Below are 16,300 nucleotides of genomic sequence, written 5' to 3'. Positions count from 1 at the left end.
ATCTATTAAATGATATGGTATCGGCTACTTATTTTCACCAGCATGACTCTGTTTGGTAAAATGCTGCAACATTACTTTATGCATCTTACCATCAATACTGTTATCCCGGCTTTCAATACGCTCACGTAAGCCCAGATTCATCTTAGCCAGTAATTTACCAAACTGCTGTTGTTCGTCATCGTCTAGGAACTCTAAATAACTGGGAATTGTATTGTCAATGTTTTTCAAAGCATCCCGGCCTTGTCCCGTTAACTGAATTAAAGTTATTCGCCTATCTTTTTGAGATTTAGTTTTGTGAACATAGTGTTTACGGGCTAATTTTCCTACAAATTCTGCCGTAGATTGGGGCGTTAGATTCAGGCGAGTCGCAATTTCTTTTTGAGGTAAATTATCTTCTTGGGCTAATAAAACCAAGATTTTTCCTTGCCCAGAAAAAGATAATCGGCTACCGCGCTGGCGATCATCATCGCTATCTAACCGGGTCAAAATTGTAAATTCCCAAATTTTCTCGGCTAATTGATGTTTTTCCGAAAGCGTACTCATATAAGTTCCTCCTTCATTTAGTATCTAGTATGGTCATTTAAGTATAGCAAAAAAGTCACGAAAAATCAGGGGGCCTGATTAAAGTATTGACAAATTAATCAGGTAGGGCTTATTATATTATTCGGCAGGGGGACCTGATTAAATTCCCCCTGTCAAATCTAACTCAGGAAACGTGGCAACACGTTACAGGTGGCAAAATGACAATAGAATATGCTATTCAAATTGATAATTTAACAAAACGGTTTGGAAATTTTCTCGCAGTCAATAACGTTTCGCTAAATGTCCAAAAAGGTGAAATATTTGGTCTGTTGGGTCCAAATGGTGCTGGCAAAACAACGATTCTCCGCATGCTCACTACCTTATTAAATCCCAGCAGTGGGACCATTCAGATTTTTGGACATGATGTTCAAAAGCAGTCGCGGCAAGTCCGGGGTCTATTTGGGTTAACTGGGCAATATGCGGCTGTTGATGAAGATATCTCAGCTCGGGAAAATTTAATGATTTTTTCACGTCTGAATGGCTTAACGAAAGCTCAAGCCAAAAAAAGGACGACTGCCTTGTTACAGGAATTTTCCCTGCTGGCTTCAGCTGATAAAGCCATTGCCGATTTTTCCGGCGGCATGCGACGCAGATTAGATTTAGCCGTTAGTTTAATCAGCCAACCTCCCTTGATTTTTCTAGACGAACCCACAACTGGTTTAGATCCTCGAACTAGAACAAAAATGTGGACTACCATTCGGCAATTGGTGGCCCAAGGATCCACAATTGTCCTAACGACCCAGTATCTTGAAGAAGCTGACGAACTGGCCGACCGTATTGCCGTCATTGACCACGGGCAATTAGTGCAAGTTGGCACACCCGCGGCATTGAAAGCAACCGTGGGCGGCGTAACGCTACAGACGCAGCTACAAAATTCAGCGCTGGTTTCCACTGCTGTTGCGGTGATCAGCCAAACTCTGCAATCAACCGCTACTGCTAGTAAAAATATCATTACGGCAAAATTAACTAATCCTAATCAAGTCACAGCGGTATTAAATCACTTAAATGATCACCACATCCCCATCGCTAATATAGCTGTGAAGGAACCTTCAATGGATGATGTCTTCTTTGCCTTAACTTCTGGCAAACACTAAAACTGACGCCTATTTAATTAGGAGATAAGGAGAAAAAATATGGAATTTGTCCCAAAACGTACTAATCTCATTGCTAATACTGCTACGATGGCTTATCGTAACATTTTGAAAACCATGCACAACCCTGAACGCTTGATGGATGTTTTAATTCAACCCGTTTTATTTATGCTGATGTTTGGTTATTTATTCGGTGGCGCGATAGCCGGCGGTGTAACGGCTTATCTGCCCACAATCGTTCCAGGCATTGTCTTACAAACGATGCTATCCGCGGCCGCGGGTTCAGGTGCCCAGATCCGTGAAGATTTAGATTCTGGTGTTTTTGATCGTTTCAAATCTTTACCTATCGCGTCAGTTGTGCCATTAGCAGGTCAACTATTTGCTGACGTTTTGCGCTTAACTATTGCCACTACTGTTTCTTTTTTAACTGGTTATATCATGGGTTGGCGCCCAGCTGCTGGCTTTGGTTGGGTGTTGGCTGCCGGCGGCCTGGCTATTTTCACAGGTTGGGCCATGAGTTGGCTGTTTGCATTACTGGGTCTTTTAGCTAAAAGTGCTACCATGGTTCAAAGCTTTTCAATGCTAACAATGATGATTTTGTCCTTCTTATCCAATGCTTTCATCCCGCTAAAGACACTGCCTAATTGGTTACGATTCGTGGCTGATTTGAATCCGATTACGCATGTGATCACAGCGATGCACGCCATGCTCAATCAAGGTCTGTGGACCAGCCAAGCTTGGGTGGTCATCTTGTTTAGTTTAGCCATCGTGGTTATCTTTGCGCCGCTGACAGTTTTGGCCTATCACAAAACCAATTGATTTAAAAAATCCCAGTGAAAAATGAAGTTCACTTTTCACTGGGATTAGTTATCTTTAATTTAAACCGACTTAGTTGCCATTGCCAATTGTGTTGCTAGCAAGAATATATTCTGTCCCACTGACTTGATAAGCGGCTTGGCCGTTGACTTCAGTGACACTGGCAATTTGCCATTGGCTGCCGGCAGTAAATTTACCATCAGAACCAATTTGGTTGCCGTTGCCATCGACTGCTTTACAAGGGTTGGCAACTGTACAAACATTAGCTTGGGTGGTGTCATCTTGGTAGATATACACATCAGCACCGACTAAGTAAGCAATTTTACCATTGATCAACTTGATACCGTTTGATTTCCAAGCGGTGCCAGCATTAAAGTGTTGGGCAGAACTGCCGTTACCTTTAACGCCATTGGCACCAGTACCACCAACGGTGATGACATTGTTGTTGCTGCTAGAAGATGTATCACCTGCAGGTGCTTGGGACACACTCTTGTTGGTGAACAAACCTGTAAAGTCATAACTCATATCTAAGCTTAACCCGTTGTAATTAGAGGTATATTGCCATGCAGCGGCGTTATCTACACCAGGGGCATCGGTCCCGTAGTTGGCAACCCAAGCTGGGTAGTTACGGGGTACTTTGTTATACCAGAACCAAGAAGCCATGGAATAAATAACTTGGTTATTATAGCCACGATTCTTCAATTGTTGTTGGAAAGTAACCGTATCGCCATAAGGGTTTGATAAAGAAGGATCTTCCACATCGGCGACCATGACAGTGTCTGCCCCTAAGCCGGCACTTTTAGCCGCATCGGCAAAGAAATTGGCTTCATCAATAGCATCTTGGGTGCCATTGTATTTGGCATAGTGATATAAACTAACTTTTAAACCAGCAGCCTTCGCATTTTTGATTTGTGCTTGGGCTTTAGGGTTAATATAGTTATCCCCATCTGTAGAACCTTGGGTCAATTTAACAACAACCCCAGCCACATTACCAGTTGTTAAGTTCTGGAAGAAATATTCATCTGAACTTTGATAACTTGAAACATCGGCAAATTTCAAGAAGTCACTGGCTTGAACCTGAGCTGTTGTTGAAAAAACAGCCCCTAACAATGACAATCCGACCAATAGCCAGGTCGAAATCTTAAAATATGTACCTCTCTTTTTAATCATATTTACGCTCCATTTTCCCAAAATTAATTATTAACTTTGTAATACTGCCCATTTTCTAATACATCATAGATTGCAACGGTTGACCGGCCATTGTTTTTACCAACTTCAACTCGGAAAGCCTTTTGCCCTTGATATGTGGTTTCATTAGTGAAACCATAAACTGTTGGGCCATCTGCTTGATACTGAGCATCAACTTGGCTCTTTAAATAAGTTTGTGCCTGATCGCCAGTGGTAATGGTTTGTTGCGTAGCACTTGAGCTAGCTGAACTCTGGCTGCTAGCCGCGCTACTTGAACTAGCCGTTGTGGTTGAACTCGTCGCACTGGTCGTGCTGGCAGAACTAGAATCACTGGTAGTTTCACTAGCTTGGCTAGCGGTAGACTGACTCTTAGATGAAGCAGGACTACTTGATTTGCTAGACTTTTCAACACTTGAAGTCTTTGACGATGCATCACTGGATTGTGATGTATTATTCCCGGAACAAGCACTTAACAGTGCAATTGAGCCAACTGCTAAACCAAGTACACTTACTTTAGTCAGTGACTTCTTGAAACCGGACATATGTTTAAACATGTGATGGATGCACCTCCTGAAAATAATATGGTTAAATTTGTGACACTGAATCCTCATAATTGGGTAGTCATGATAAACTTTCATCACTACAAATTACATCATACACCCTAAATATTACGAGACAGCCATGGTTTCTTTACATTTTCTTTACTATCTGAAATTCACCTAAAAAACAGGCCCGTATGACCGGGCCTGAATAATTTTTAGTGTAGCTAATATTTTATCTACTATAGTTAGGTGCTTCTTTGGTGATTTGCACATCATGGGGATGAGATTCCCGTAAACCGGCACCGGTAATGCGGACAAATTGGGCATTATCTTGCAGATCATAAATGGTCTTAGCACCCACATAACCCATACCTGAGCGTAAGCCACCTTCCATTTGATAAATCACATCGGATAAATGCCCCTTATAAGCCACCCGACCTTCAATACCTTCAGGCACTAGCTTATCGGCTTCATTGATACCACTTTGGAAGTAGCGATCAGAAGAGCCATGAGACATGGCTGCTAAACTACCCATGCCCCGATAAGTCTTAAAGCGCCGACCTTGGAAGATTTCAAATTCGCCTGGGGCTTCAGCAGTCCCGGCTAACATCCCACCTAACATCACGGCAGTCCCACCAGCGGCTAAGGCTTTGACGATATCCCCGGAGTACTTGATGCCGCCATCGGCAATGATAGCCTTGCCCCGTTCCCGCGCCACACTAGCAGCATCGTAAACGGCAGTAATTTGGGGTACACCTACACCAGCGACGATCCGCGTGGTACAAATTGACCCAGGGCCAATACCGACTTTAACCACATCAACACCGGCATCAAACAAAGCAGCGGTACCAGCGGCTGTGGCCACGTTACCGGCAATCAAGGTTGCCACTGGGAATTGCTTTCTAATTTCAGTGATTTTCCGCAATACACCAGCTGAATGGCCATGGGCAGTGTCGATGATAATGGCATCTGCACCAGCCTTCAATAAGGCTTCAGCACGTTCGAAGGTATCACTTGTCACCCCAACCGCAGCGGCAACTAACAGCCGGCCATGGGAGTCTTTGGCGGCATCTGGATATTCCCGAACATTTTCAATATCTTTAATGGTGATCAAACCGCTTAGGCGACCTTCGTCATCAACTAAAGGTAATTTTTCGATGCGATGCCGTTGTAAAATAATTTCAGCCTCATCTAAAGAGGTATTCACTGGTGCAGTGATCAACTTGTCTTTGGTCATCACATTGTTGATAATTTCATTGCTATCAGTCACAAACCGTAAATCGCGGTTAGTGACGATCCCAATTAAATGACGGGCTTCACGGTCATCGACGATGGGTACACCACTGATATGATACTTGCTCATTAAAGCTTCAGCATCACTGACAGGGTGTTCTGCAGTTAGGAAAAATGGGTTATTGATGACCCCACTTTCAGAACGCTTAACTTGCAAAACCTCGTCAGCTTGCTTATCAATGCTCATGTTCTTATGAATGACGCCCATCCCGCCTTGACGGGCCATGGCAATCGCCATTTTTGATTCGGTGACTGTATCCATGCTGGCACTCAAAATTGGGACATTCAACTTAATGTTCTCTGCAAGTTGTACCGATAAGTCTACATCGTGGGGTAACACATGACTTTCCGCCGGAATGAGTAATACATCATCAAAAGTTAGTCCTTCTTTTTGAAACTTTGTGTCCCAATTTGACATTTGATATAGTCCTCCATTTTGTTATTTTATTTTTGTCTTGTTGAAATTGCTTGTTGACTAAGTTAACAAAAAAAGAGACATCCGTCAAGACATCTCCATCAAAAAACGTACAATAAAATAAAAAAACGAGTTTTTTTGGGATTTTTAAAGAAATCCCGAACGAAATTTTCTAATTAAATTGCCATATTCGCATATTAATGCCATTTTTCCCTAACACCCCTATCAAAACCGGTGTGCTACGTTAAGCTTTTTTCTTGGGCGGTGCCGCGGGACCGAAGACATTTCCGGTAATGCCAAATTGTTTTCTAAAGTACCAGCGGCCACCATAAATCAAAGCAGCTAGCACGGCATAAACAGGGCCAGAAAGGATCGGGTTGATGACCTTAGGAATAAATACCCCGAGGCTGACCATAGCCAGCATCGCTAAGAACACCACGATCCCGATCAATACAATTTGCCACCAAGGCCGCCGTTTACCCTTGGGTTGAGCCATCATTTCTTGAATTAAAGATAAACCAGCCCCAGCCACAATGGCAATCAACAACAGTGATAACAGACCAAAGCTTTGCAGTTGACCTTTTTGACTTGGTTTGGAGGTGAATAAAGATAAAGCCCCAAAAGCAAACATAAAGACTGCAAACAAGCCCATGGAATCCACCATTTTAGCCCACATTGGTACTTTTTTAGCAGGCTTAGGTGCATTGATCAAACTATTGGCTTTCGCCAAAGGTGGGCCGAATAATTGATTGGCGGGTTGGCCCTTAACTTGGGCAGCCATAATTTGGGGAACTAACTCTTTTAAAACAGCCACTTGTTTATCTTGACTCATACCGCCCTCGGTCAAGGCTTTACGCAAGCGAAAAACATATTCGTTGTTACGTTTGGTCAAGTTAGCAATTTGCTGGTCTAAATCGGTATCTGAAATTTGCGTCAGCGTTTTCTCAGCCTTTTTGGCTTGTGCTCTAGCCTGCTGTTGTTGCTTGGCTGCTTTGGCATTTTTTTGGCGATTGTCCACAATTCCACCTACTTTCCTAATAATTAGACGTTAAATCTAAATTCAATAATGTCGCCATCTTGAACCAAATAGTCTTTACCTTCAAGGCGCAATTTCCCGGCTTCTTTAACCGCTTGTTGACTGCCTAATTGATCTAGATCTTCAAAAGAAACCACTTCGGCCCGAATAAAGCCCCGTTCAAAATCTGAATGAATAATACCGGCAACTTGTGGGGCTTTCATCCCCTGTTTAAAGGTCCAAGCTCTAGTTTCTTTACCCCCGGCTGTGAAGAATGTGGCTAAGCCTAACAAATGATAAGATGCACGAATCAAACGATCCAAACCGGATTCACTGACACCTTCAGCTTCTAAGAAATCTTTTTTATCGGCGTCATCTAATTCGGCAATTTCTTCTTCAGTCTTCGCAGAAATAGCCAAGGATTCCGCGTTTTCCTTAGCGGCGTAATCCTTGATAGTTTGATAATAAGGTGAGGCATCAGGATCAGCCATATCTGCTTCGGCAATATTAGCCACATAAATAACGGGTTTCGCCGTCAATAAGAATAGCCCTTTGACAATTTTTTGTTCATCTTCATCAAAGTCAATTGAGCGCACACTACCCCCGTCATCTAAAACAGGTTTAATTTTTTGTAGGACCGCAAATTCAGCCATGGCCTCTTTATCTTTGGTCCGGGCGACTTTTTCAACCCGAGCATAGCGCTTGTTAACGCTGTCTAAATCAGCCAAACTCAATTCCAGATTAATAGTTTCAATATCTTCTAAGGGATCAACTTTACCAGATACTGTGGTGATATTGTCGTCATCAAAAGCCCGGACCACATGGACAATAGCGTCCACTTGCCGAATATTCTCTAAGAACTTATTACCTAAACCTTCCCCTTTACTAGCACCTTTGACGATCCCAGCAATATCCGTGAATTCAAAGGTCGTGGGAATAATTTTTTTAGCGGGGATCAATTCATCAATGCGTTGTAGCCGCTTATCAGGGACTTCAACCATCCCCACATTCGGATCAATAGTCGCAAAGGGGTAATTCGCCATTTCTGCCCCAGCTTTAGTAATCGCGTTAAACAAAGTAGACTTCCCGACGTTGGGTAAGCCCACAATACCTGCAGTTAATGCCATGTTAAAAAACTCACTTTCTTTGATTAATTAGTTTATAAAAATTCATCAGGCCGTTTAAAATTCACAACGTCCTGGTAATTTGCTTCTTCTTTCGTGACGTCAGCGGCTTGCACCAAGACGTGCTTCATTTTCTTTTGGAAATCTTTGCGAGGCATCATGATCATGTGCCCGCAACCTAGACATTTAATACGGATATCCATCCCCATTCGCAGAACTTCCCAGCGGTTGGTCCCACAGGCATGGGGTTTTTTCATCAGTACGATATCACCTAGTTCAAACATCACAAAACCTCCTTAAAAACCCAATCTAAAGCATAAAACAAAATCAAAAGGAATGCCACATTAATCGAGGGAAACCCCTAAAATTTCTAAAATACGATTTAAATCTTGGGTGGATAAATAATCGATCTGAATTTTCCCCTGGCCATTGGCCGAATCACTAATGGCCACCTTGGCACTTAATTTTTGAGCTAATGCAGCGGTGGTAGCCGTCATAAAAGGCGATTGCGCTTTGATCTTTTTACCCCGGTGTTTTTTAGAAAGCTGTTGATTCGCTGCACTGACCATGGCTTCTAATTGCCGGACAGTAAGATTCTCCCGGACAGTCCGTTTAGCCAGGGCCGTAATTTGCGCTTTATCCTTTAACCCCAGTAACGTTCGGGCTTGGCCCATGGATAGCTGCCGTTTTTGCAGAAGTTGCTTCGTACTAGCCGGTAAAGTCAACAAACGTAAGTAATTGGCAATATATGGCCGACTTTTGCCCAAGCGCTTGGATATGTCAGCCTGGGTTAAATTCAGACGTTTGATCAACGTCTCATAGGCCTGGGCTTCTTCTAGCGGATTGAGGTCTTCGCGCTGAAGATTTTCCAGGACAGCAGTTTCCATCATTTGCGCATCCGAAATTTGGCGGACAATCGCTGGAATCGTTTTTTGCTGGGCTAAGCCGCTAGCTCGAAAGCGCCGCTCACCGGCAATGATCTCATAGCCTTGAATACTGGGGCGAACAATAATCGGTTGAAAAACCCCATCTTGGGCAATAGAAGCACTCAGTTCACTGAGCGCTTGGGCTTCAAACTCTTGCCGCGGTTGGTAAGGATTGGGCCGTAGTTGATCAAGGGGCAATTCCAAAACTTGTTCTGTTGCTTTGGGTTGTTGATCATAAAAATCTGTCAAACTTGAATCAAGGGTCATCTTAAAGCACCTACTTTTTAATGGTCACAACAAGGCGATACTTATCTTTGGCATCTGTTTCTTCAACTTGAATATCTACACCGGTGCCTTGAATCATATCCAAAGATTCCCGCAATGTATTGATGGCTAACTTGGGATCCTTGGCAAAAACGTGAATTTTCGGTCCTTTGGCGGCGGTTTTGGCCTTAGGTTTATCTTGTGGCGCTGTCTGAGCTGGCGTGGCATCAGGGCTTGCTTCAGTGGTTGTCGGTGTTTGTGCCGCTGCTTCAGGCTGATGCAAGGCTGCAATCGCGACTTCTGTTTCTTTTACCGTTAAATGATCCGTCAATATTTTTTGCAAAATAATCTGTTGATCCACCGCGTCCAACTTTAATAATGCGCGACCATGGCGTTCGGACAACTCGCCATTGATAATGGCTTCTTGCACAGAATCTGATAACTTCAATAACCGTACTTTATTAGCAATAAAAGATTGACTCTTTCCCACCGCCTTAGCCAGTTGGGCCTGGGTCAACGTTTGTTGGGTCAACATGTTTTCATAGGCTTGAGCCTCTTCAACTGGGGAGAGTTGTTCCCGTTGAAGATTCTCGATCAAAGCCATGGCGGCAGTTTCAGCATCACTTAAATTCTCAATGATAGCCGACACCTTTGTCCAAGCTAATTTTTTTACCGCTCGAAAACGCCGCTCCCCAGCAATGATTTCATAGTGCCCCGACTCATATTCCCGGACCACGATGGGCTGCAGCAGGCCATGTTCTTCAATGGTCTGGGCTAATTCATTGATACTTTCAGCCTTAAATACCTTGCGCGGTTGGAAACGGTTGGGAATGATGTTGGCCACTGGAATCTGGGTGACCCGGGTCTTAGTTTCATTGTCTTGATCCTTATTGCGTCTATTGAAGAATGAAGATAGTGCCATAAATTCAGCCTCCTCTGTATTAATGGATCAACGGTTTTTTAGCCGGCATCCCAGCTTTTCTGGGATATTTATTCGGCGTCACTTTTTTCTTTTCAATTAAAATCAAATCCCGTTGTTGATCAGTGTCTGGCAAAGTAAATGTCTTTTCAGCTATCACTTTCCCCCCCAATGTGGCAATGGCATATTGGGCAGCGGCCTGTTCGCTGGCACCCTTTTGCCCCTTTAAAGCTAGAAAATAACCATTTAACTTAACATAGGGCAGACAAAATTCGGCCAAGACTGGCATAGCTGCCACGGCCCGACTCAAAACCAAATCAAAGCTAGCCCGCAGCGGCGACTTTGGCGTCGCATATTCTTCTGCTCGGCCGTGTAACAACGTGACGTCTGCCAACCCCAAAGTCGTGGTCAAAGTCTTCAAAAAAGTGATCCGTTTATTCAAAGAATCAATAATGGTCACCTCTAATTGCGGTAATAAAATTTTTAAAGGGATCGATGGAAAGCCGGCACCAGCGCCCACATCACAGACCGTCATTGCCGGATTGGCGTCAAATAAATCTTTAAAATACAAATATGGGGTGATTGAATCGTAGAAATGTTTTAAATAAACCTCTTCTACCGCTGTAATCGAGGTGAGATTGACCTGTTTATTGGTGGCCACCAATAGTTCAAAGTATTGGGCAAATTGGGTCATTTGCTGATCTGATAAATTAATTTGATAGTTTTGTGCTAATGTTTGCCGAAATAATTCTGGGGACATAGCCTACCTCCCGGACGTATTATGTGAAACAAAAATGTTTCACGCTCTAATAACTTTAAACTATCTCCCCTCCCCTTGCAAGGCTTTCCGTCATTGAAAACTTGACCCAATTCATTCTTAATCCTATGATGATAGTAACGTCTAATTATAAAGGAAGATTGCTTATGAAACTTGCAGGGAAAACCATTCAATATGATGAAGATTTATCTGACGCACAAGTCAATGAATTACATGAAAATTATCTAAAGATCTGGGACAAACTCAAACAGTTTGACTTTGATGATGGCAAGCGTGAGTTAGAGGTGTTGTATCAAGAACCAGATAATACGGCCACTTATGAAGCTGCATTTTTCACTTTACAAGTTAGACATCGTGATGACCGCTTTTTATTTGATGAATATACCATCATCATCAATAATAAAAGTACCTTCAACGATAGTGAAGATGAAAGTGTCGTTGAATTATCTAAATATGACAATTGGGACGACTTAACCAAACAAGTTTTAGCGGAAGCCCAAAAATGGGTGGCTAAAATTAAGTAGTAGGGCCTCTACGCCTTTGGAACGATGAATAATCTCTAAAATATTGCTACACTTATGACAGTTTAAACATGCCGGAAAGGAACGCATGATATGCTGTCATTTTTTATTATCTTATTACTTATTGGTGCCCTGATCCGCGGCGCCCACCGGGGCTTCTTGCGCCAATTGATTTTCTCCGTGGGCTCATTGGTGGTTTTTTTCGTTGCTTGGCACTATAATGACCCTTTGAGCCATAGTGTGGCCAAATGCTTAAATATTTTTAGCCGGCAAAATTTTGTTGCTGATCAAATGACCCGGGCCATTAGTTTTGGGTTGATCTTTATTCTAGGCCAACTATTGATTTCCTGGCTGGCTCGGGCTTCTAAAGCCATTACGTGGATTCCCGTCATTCATCAAACCAATGCCCTGGCTGGGGGCTTGTTAAATCTGATTTTAGTTTACTGTGTTATTTTCATCTTTTTATGGATCGGTAACTTCTTACCCTATGATAATATCCACCAACTCATTGCCAACTCGCCTGTGGCCAGTTGGATCACCCAACAAACCCCGCTACTCACGGAAACATTTATTCACAAAATATTTGGGAGTTGAAGTATGATATAATCTGAGAAAACATGCTGGTACAGCGCACAATGGAGGCATAAAATGGCTGATTTTAAAGATAAACCAATTAAAATTGCTTACTTATATGAAGATTTAATGAATACCTATGGGGATAGCGGGGATGTGAAAGTTTTACGTTATCTCTTGGCAAAAGAAGGTTACACTGTGGCAGTCGACAATGTGAGCCTGGGTGACCCTTTTGACGCTAGTCACTATGACTTCGTGTTCTTTGGTGGGGGTCAAGACTTCGAACAAACTGTGGTCGCCAAAGACCTGTTGCGGCATAAAGCGACTTTAGCAAATTATATTCACGCCGGCCATCCCATGTTAGGTATTTGTGGGGGCTATCAATTGCTGGGGGATTATTATAAAACCGCCAGTGGGACCACTATCAAGGGCTTGGGTATTTTACCGCTGCATACGGTCTTCAAAGCCGACAGCCGCATGATTGGCGATACCGAATTTGAAACCAAGTTTGGGAAAGTCAAAGCCTTTGAAAATCATAGTGGCCGGACTTACTTTGACAAACCTGATGAACTCAAACCCCTGGGTAAAATGATCACCGGTTATGGGAATAATCCTGAAGATGGTGTGGAAGGGCTTCACTACAAAAATACCATCGGCAGCTATGCCCATGGCCCTTTGTTACGAAATATCAATATTGCCCAAGCCATTGCCAAGTTGATCGTCACTCGGCATCAAAACCGGTTAAGCCAAACCGCGGTAAAAAACTAGTTGTGTTTGGCCCACTCCGCTTTAAGTTGGCTATAGATGACCATGTCTTCAAATTCACCATCAGTCAACACGTATTGTCTTAATGTGCCTTCTAATTGAAAGCCTAGTCGCTCAGCAACTTTGCGGCTAGGCTTATTTTTGGCCACGGCTTCAATTTCAATGCGATTTAAATTCAACTCGGTAAACCCAATGGCTACCAATTTGGCCACGGCTTTGGTCATAATACCCTGGCCTTGGTGTTTGGCGTCTAACCAATACCCCACGGCCCCGCGGCGATTATTCACATCAATTTGATGTAGATCTAAATTGCCAATCACCTTTTGATCCTCTAAAATAACCGTGGCATAAACCAGACCTGACATCTGTTTAGTCAACATATCTTGAATGAAACGAATTTCATCATCCAGCGTCAATTCTGGGGTCAACCAGGGCAAGTAAGGCATGAGGTAGGCACTATTTTGCTGGATCAGATCAAATAACGGCTGGGCATCTTGAATGGCGATTTTGCGGATACTGAAATGGTCATCAATCGGTGTTATAAACATCTTAAACCACACTTTCTATCATTATTTGTCGCCTATCCAGTGTACCCCGCCGGACAATTCTTTGCCAAGTTAAAAAGAGCCAACCCATGGGCTGACTCCTGAAAAAATCTAATTTAAATCAGAGCTAGGACAATAAAGTCCAGGATGAAAAGGATCGTTACGATCCAAAGAATGGGATGGATTTCTTTAGCTTTACCCGTGATGGTCTTGATCAAGCAGTACATGATAAAACCAGCCGCGATCCCATAGGAGATGTTATAACACAAGCCCATGAAGATAGATGCCATGAATGCGGGGATGGCTTCGCTTAAATCGTCCCAGTTGATACTCTTGAAAGAACCCATCATCATGATCCCGACGGCAATCAACGCTGGCGCGATGGCTTGAGTCGGAATCACGGAAATGAATGGCGCAATCAAACTGCTCAATAAGAATAAGACTGCGACCACCACACTGGTCAAACCAGTCCGACCCCCAGCGCCAATACCGGCGGTACTTTCCACATAAGTGGTGGTATTGCTAGTCCCAAAAATGGCCCCCACTGAGGTGGCAATGGAATCGGCAAACAAGGCTTTATCCATTTTAGAAGAGAAGCCATGACCGGTTTCCAAGGATACTTCATCTTGGGCCGAGAAAATGCCCGTCCGACGCCCAGTCCCAATAAAGGTCCCCAAGGTATCAAAGGTATCCGAGAAACTAAAGGCAAAGACCGTCATGATCACTAATGGTAATTTACTGGCGGAATTAAATAATGAACCCATGCCATGGGGCCCAAAAGCAGCCCCAAAGGTCACACTTAATTGGGAAATGGAGTTCCCTAAAGAATTAGCTGCCGAGATATGCAAATTGGTGACCCCCATGGGGATCCCAATTAACGTGGTGACAATGATACTGATCAAAACGGCGCCAGGCACGTTCTTGATCAACAAGATAACGACCACAATCAAGCCAATGAGGGCTAATAAAGCCCCGGACTGGGAAAAATTAACCAGTGCCGGTACAATACCACCATTGGAAACAATACTTTCAATACCACCCTTAAAATGAGTCTGGCTGGCGTTAAAAGCTTGACCGTTGACACTCGAAATACTCCCAGCATCAGAAGTGAATTGGAGAAAACCGGCATTCTTCACCCCAATATAGGCAATGAAGACCCCGATCCCACCACCCATAGCATGTTGCATGGTTTCAGGAATAGCCATGATGATCATCTTCCGCACCTTGGTCACGGTGATCAAGATATTGATCATCCCACAAATGAACACTAACCCCAAAGCTTCTTGCCATTTAAAACCTAAGGCAAAAACAACGGTATATGTAAAGAAGGCATTTAAGCCCATACCTGGCGCTAAGGCATAGGGAACATTGGCGAACAACCCCATGAATAAAGTCCCCACGGCACTGGCAACGATGGTGGCTAAGAAGACGGCCTGTGAGGGCATCCCTGTTAAAGAAAGGACCGCAGGGTTAACGAATAAAATATAAGACATGGCGAAGAAAGTCGTAATACCCGCGATGACTTCCGTACTGAATCTGGTATTATTGCCTTTTAAATCAAAAAAACGCTCCATAAATAATCCTTCCTCTTTTCAAAATCATAAAATCCATTATACGGGTTCAAAATTCAAAAATCAACAGCATATCGGAACTAATTTACACTATTTCTTTTGAATGTTCGTGTTTTGATTATTCGAGCAAAATCATTTATAATTGGCGTATTGACTTTTTTCAAAAATCATGTAGATTTTAAAAGTAACGTCTAATTTAAAGGAGCGATTCATCGTGCGTAATCATATTTTATTAGAGCACAAAGAAACCGGCGAGCGTATTTACTTAACAACTAAGAACAAACGTAATACGCCTGACCGTTTATCTTTACGTAAATATTCTCCAAAATTGCGTAAACATGTGGTCTTCACCGAAACTAAATAATTGTTTCCAATAAAAAATCCGCAAGCCCTTAGGCTTTGCGGATTTTTTTGGTGTGCCTATTTATTTACCAGCTTTCAATAAGGCATTAGTAACTAAGTCTAATTGAGCCATCGTAGCAGTTTGATCATAGTAATACATTTTTTGGAATGGCAACGTGATCACGTGCTTGGCTTTGACGGCCTTTAAGTTTTTCCAAACAGGATTAGCTTGTAAGTCTTTTAATTCTTGATCAGCCTTACCTTTAGTACTGTAGCTGGTGAAGAACATGTAATCGGCTTGATATTGCGGCAAAGCTTCAACGGAGATTTGTTTAAAACCAGCCCCCTTATCAATGGCCTTGATTTTCTTTGGTAAAGTGAAGTTCAAGCCGGTGGTCAATGCTTGCCCACCCCGGCCAAAGTTGGTGCCATAAACATAAAGTTTGCCATCTTGGAGTTCATAAATACCAACCGTCTTTTGTTTGGTAATCCCGGCTTTATCCAACTTCTTGCGATCTTTAGCAGCAGCTTGTTTGAAGTTCTTAGCCCACTGCTTAGCTTCAGATTGTTTGTTTAATAATTGGGCAAAACGATTATTGATTTTATTGATATTACGCATTTCAGTGTAGGGGATCAACACGGTTGGCGCAATTTTAGACATAGCCTTCACATCAGCCTCAGTATCGGTGATGATCAGATCTGGCTTTAATTTCAAAACTGCTTCCGCGTTCATGGGCGTGCCCACGTTGGTAACTTTATCTCGGGTGCTTTTAGCAATAAAAGGATTATTTAAATCCCAAGTTGTACTGCCAACCACATTCCCTTTTAAGGTCAATACTTGCCCCATGTAGGTCCGCACCACAATACGTTTAGGGTTATTAGGAACTTTGATATTCCCATTTTTAGCCTTAAAGATATGGGTGCCACTACTACTAGCTGCTTGCACTGGGGACTGACTGAAGGTCACAACCGCTAACAAGGCCAACAAGGCCACTAACAACCAACGAACTTTAAAATGCTTCATATAAAA

19 protein-coding genes are annotated in these 16,300 nt (G+C 43.0%); 6 read left to right on the top strand and 13 right to left on the bottom strand.

The window, feature by feature from the left end:
* Nucleotides 1-24 precede the first annotated feature (24 nt).
* On the bottom strand, nt 25-543 hold the full coding sequence (locus FC83_RS13785; RefSeq protein WP_035452187.1) for a MarR family winged helix-turn-helix transcriptional regulator: 519 nt from the start codon (nt 541-543) through the stop codon (nt 25-27).
* A gap of 197 nt (nt 544-740) precedes the next feature.
* Between FC83_RS13785 and FC83_RS13780 the strand changes: the two genes are divergently transcribed.
* Nucleotides 741-1,676, top strand: a complete 936-nt coding sequence (locus FC83_RS13780; RefSeq protein WP_035452189.1) for a daunorubicin resistance protein DrrA family ABC transporter ATP-binding protein — start codon at nt 741-743, stop codon at nt 1,674-1,676.
* A gap of 39 nt (nt 1,677-1,715) precedes the next feature.
* Nucleotides 1,716-2,492: an ABC transporter permease gene (locus tag FC83_RS13775; RefSeq protein ID WP_057002893.1), complete on the top strand. Its 777-nt coding sequence runs from the start codon at nt 1,716-1,718 to the stop codon at nt 2,490-2,492.
* A 69-nt stretch (nt 2,493-2,561) separates the two neighbouring features.
* On the opposite strand, the gene FC83_RS13770 is transcribed toward FC83_RS13775, so the two are convergent.
* The 9 genes from FC83_RS13770 to rsmG all read right to left on the bottom strand — a co-directional run bounded on the left by FC83_RS13770 (nt 2,562) and on the right by rsmG (nt 10,935).
* Nucleotides 2,562-3,659, bottom strand: a complete 1,098-nt coding sequence (locus tag FC83_RS13770) for a GH25 family lysozyme (RefSeq protein ID WP_052004574.1) — start codon at nt 3,657-3,659, stop codon at nt 2,562-2,564.
* A 23-nt stretch (nt 3,660-3,682) separates the two neighbouring features.
* Nucleotides 3,683-4,231 carry a hypothetical protein gene (locus FC83_RS13765; protein WP_035452192.1) on the bottom strand — a complete coding sequence of 183 codons (549 nt, stop codon included), beginning with the start codon at nt 4,229-4,231 and terminating at the stop codon, nt 3,683-3,685.
* 220 nt (nt 4,232-4,451) lie between these two features.
* Nucleotides 4,452-5,930 (bottom strand): IMP dehydrogenase, encoded by a 1,479-nt coding sequence (gene guaB / locus FC83_RS13760; protein ID WP_035452194.1) that lies wholly within the window; start codon nt 5,928-5,930, stop codon nt 4,452-4,454.
* A 241-nt stretch (nt 5,931-6,171) separates the two neighbouring features.
* The gene (locus tag FC83_RS13755; protein ID WP_035452197.1) at nt 6,172-6,945 is read right to left on the bottom strand and encodes a DUF1129 family protein; all 774 of its coding nucleotides are present in this window, start codon (nt 6,943-6,945) and stop codon (nt 6,172-6,174) included.
* 23 nt (nt 6,946-6,968) lie between these two features.
* Nucleotides 6,969-8,069 carry a redox-regulated ATPase YchF gene (gene ychF / locus FC83_RS13750; protein ID WP_035452200.1) on the bottom strand — a complete coding sequence of 367 codons (1,101 nt, stop codon included), beginning with the start codon at nt 8,067-8,069 and terminating at the stop codon, nt 6,969-6,971.
* 32 nt (nt 8,070-8,101) lie between these two features.
* Entirely contained in the window at nt 8,102-8,350 is a 249-nt protein-coding gene (locus tag FC83_RS13745) for a DUF951 domain-containing protein (protein ID WP_035452203.1), read from the bottom strand.
* A 60-nt stretch (nt 8,351-8,410) separates the two neighbouring features.
* Entirely contained in the window at nt 8,411-9,259 is an 849-nt protein-coding gene (locus FC83_RS13740) for a ParB/RepB/Spo0J family partition protein (protein WP_035452204.1), read from the bottom strand.
* A gap of 10 nt (nt 9,260-9,269) precedes the next feature.
* A complete protein-coding gene (noc, locus tag FC83_RS13735) occupies nt 9,270-10,178 on the bottom strand; it encodes a nucleoid occlusion protein (protein ID WP_057002892.1) in 909 nt (302 codons plus the stop codon).
* A 19-nt stretch (nt 10,179-10,197) separates the two neighbouring features.
* The gene (rsmG, locus tag FC83_RS13730; protein WP_035452207.1) at nt 10,198-10,935 is read right to left on the bottom strand and encodes a 16S rRNA (guanine(527)-N(7))-methyltransferase RsmG; all 738 of its coding nucleotides are present in this window, start codon (nt 10,933-10,935) and stop codon (nt 10,198-10,200) included.
* 164 nt (nt 10,936-11,099) lie between these two features.
* Here rsmG and FC83_RS13725 point away from each other — a divergent pair, with 164 nt between their 5' ends.
* The 3 genes from FC83_RS13725 to FC83_RS13715 all read left to right on the top strand — a co-directional run bounded on the left by FC83_RS13725 (nt 11,100) and on the right by FC83_RS13715 (nt 12,815).
* A complete protein-coding gene (locus FC83_RS13725; RefSeq protein ID WP_035452209.1) occupies nt 11,100-11,477 on the top strand; it encodes a hypothetical protein in 378 nt (125 codons plus the stop codon).
* A gap of 90 nt (nt 11,478-11,567) precedes the next feature.
* On the top strand, nt 11,568-12,068 hold the full coding sequence (locus tag FC83_RS13720; RefSeq protein WP_035452212.1) for a CvpA family protein: 501 nt from the start codon (nt 11,568-11,570) through the stop codon (nt 12,066-12,068).
* Nucleotides 12,069-12,122: 54 nt separating this feature from the next.
* Nucleotides 12,123-12,815, top strand: a complete 693-nt coding sequence (locus FC83_RS13715) for a type 1 glutamine amidotransferase (RefSeq protein ID WP_035452214.1) — start codon at nt 12,123-12,125, stop codon at nt 12,813-12,815.
* On the opposite strand, the gene FC83_RS13710 is transcribed toward FC83_RS13715, so the two are convergent.
* Together FC83_RS13710 and FC83_RS13705 are read right to left on the bottom strand one after the other, a co-directional pair.
* On the bottom strand, nt 12,812-13,360 hold the full coding sequence (locus FC83_RS13710) for a GNAT family N-acetyltransferase (protein ID WP_035452217.1): 549 nt from the start codon (nt 13,358-13,360) through the stop codon (nt 12,812-12,814). The genes FC83_RS13715 and FC83_RS13710 overlap by 4 nt on opposite strands.
* Before the next feature lie 113 nt (nt 13,361-13,473).
* Nucleotides 13,474-14,931: an NCS2 family permease gene (locus FC83_RS13705; RefSeq protein ID WP_057002891.1), complete on the bottom strand. Its 1,458-nt coding sequence runs from the start codon at nt 14,929-14,931 to the stop codon at nt 13,474-13,476.
* A gap of 211 nt (nt 14,932-15,142) precedes the next feature.
* Here FC83_RS13705 and rpmG point away from each other — a divergent pair, with 211 nt between their 5' ends.
* Entirely contained in the window at nt 15,143-15,292 is a 150-nt protein-coding gene (gene rpmG, locus FC83_RS13700; protein WP_035452220.1) for a 50S ribosomal protein L33, read from the top strand.
* Nucleotides 15,293-15,352: 60 nt separating this feature from the next.
* Here the strand turns inward: rpmG and FC83_RS13695 are convergent, their stop codons facing one another.
* On the bottom strand, nt 15,353-16,294 hold the full coding sequence (locus tag FC83_RS13695) for an iron-hydroxamate ABC transporter substrate-binding protein (RefSeq protein ID WP_035452222.1): 942 nt from the start codon (nt 16,292-16,294) through the stop codon (nt 15,353-15,355).
* Nucleotides 16,295-16,300 lie beyond the last annotated feature (6 nt).

Origin of the sequence: Agrilactobacillus composti DSM 18527 = JCM 14202 (genome assembly GCF_001436375.1) — a bacterium.
Classification (GTDB): Bacteria; Bacillota; Bacilli; order Lactobacillales; family Lactobacillaceae; genus Agrilactobacillus; species Agrilactobacillus composti.
Note: the sequence above shows the minus strand (reverse complement) of the source record. Positions and strands in the feature narration are given on the sequence as shown.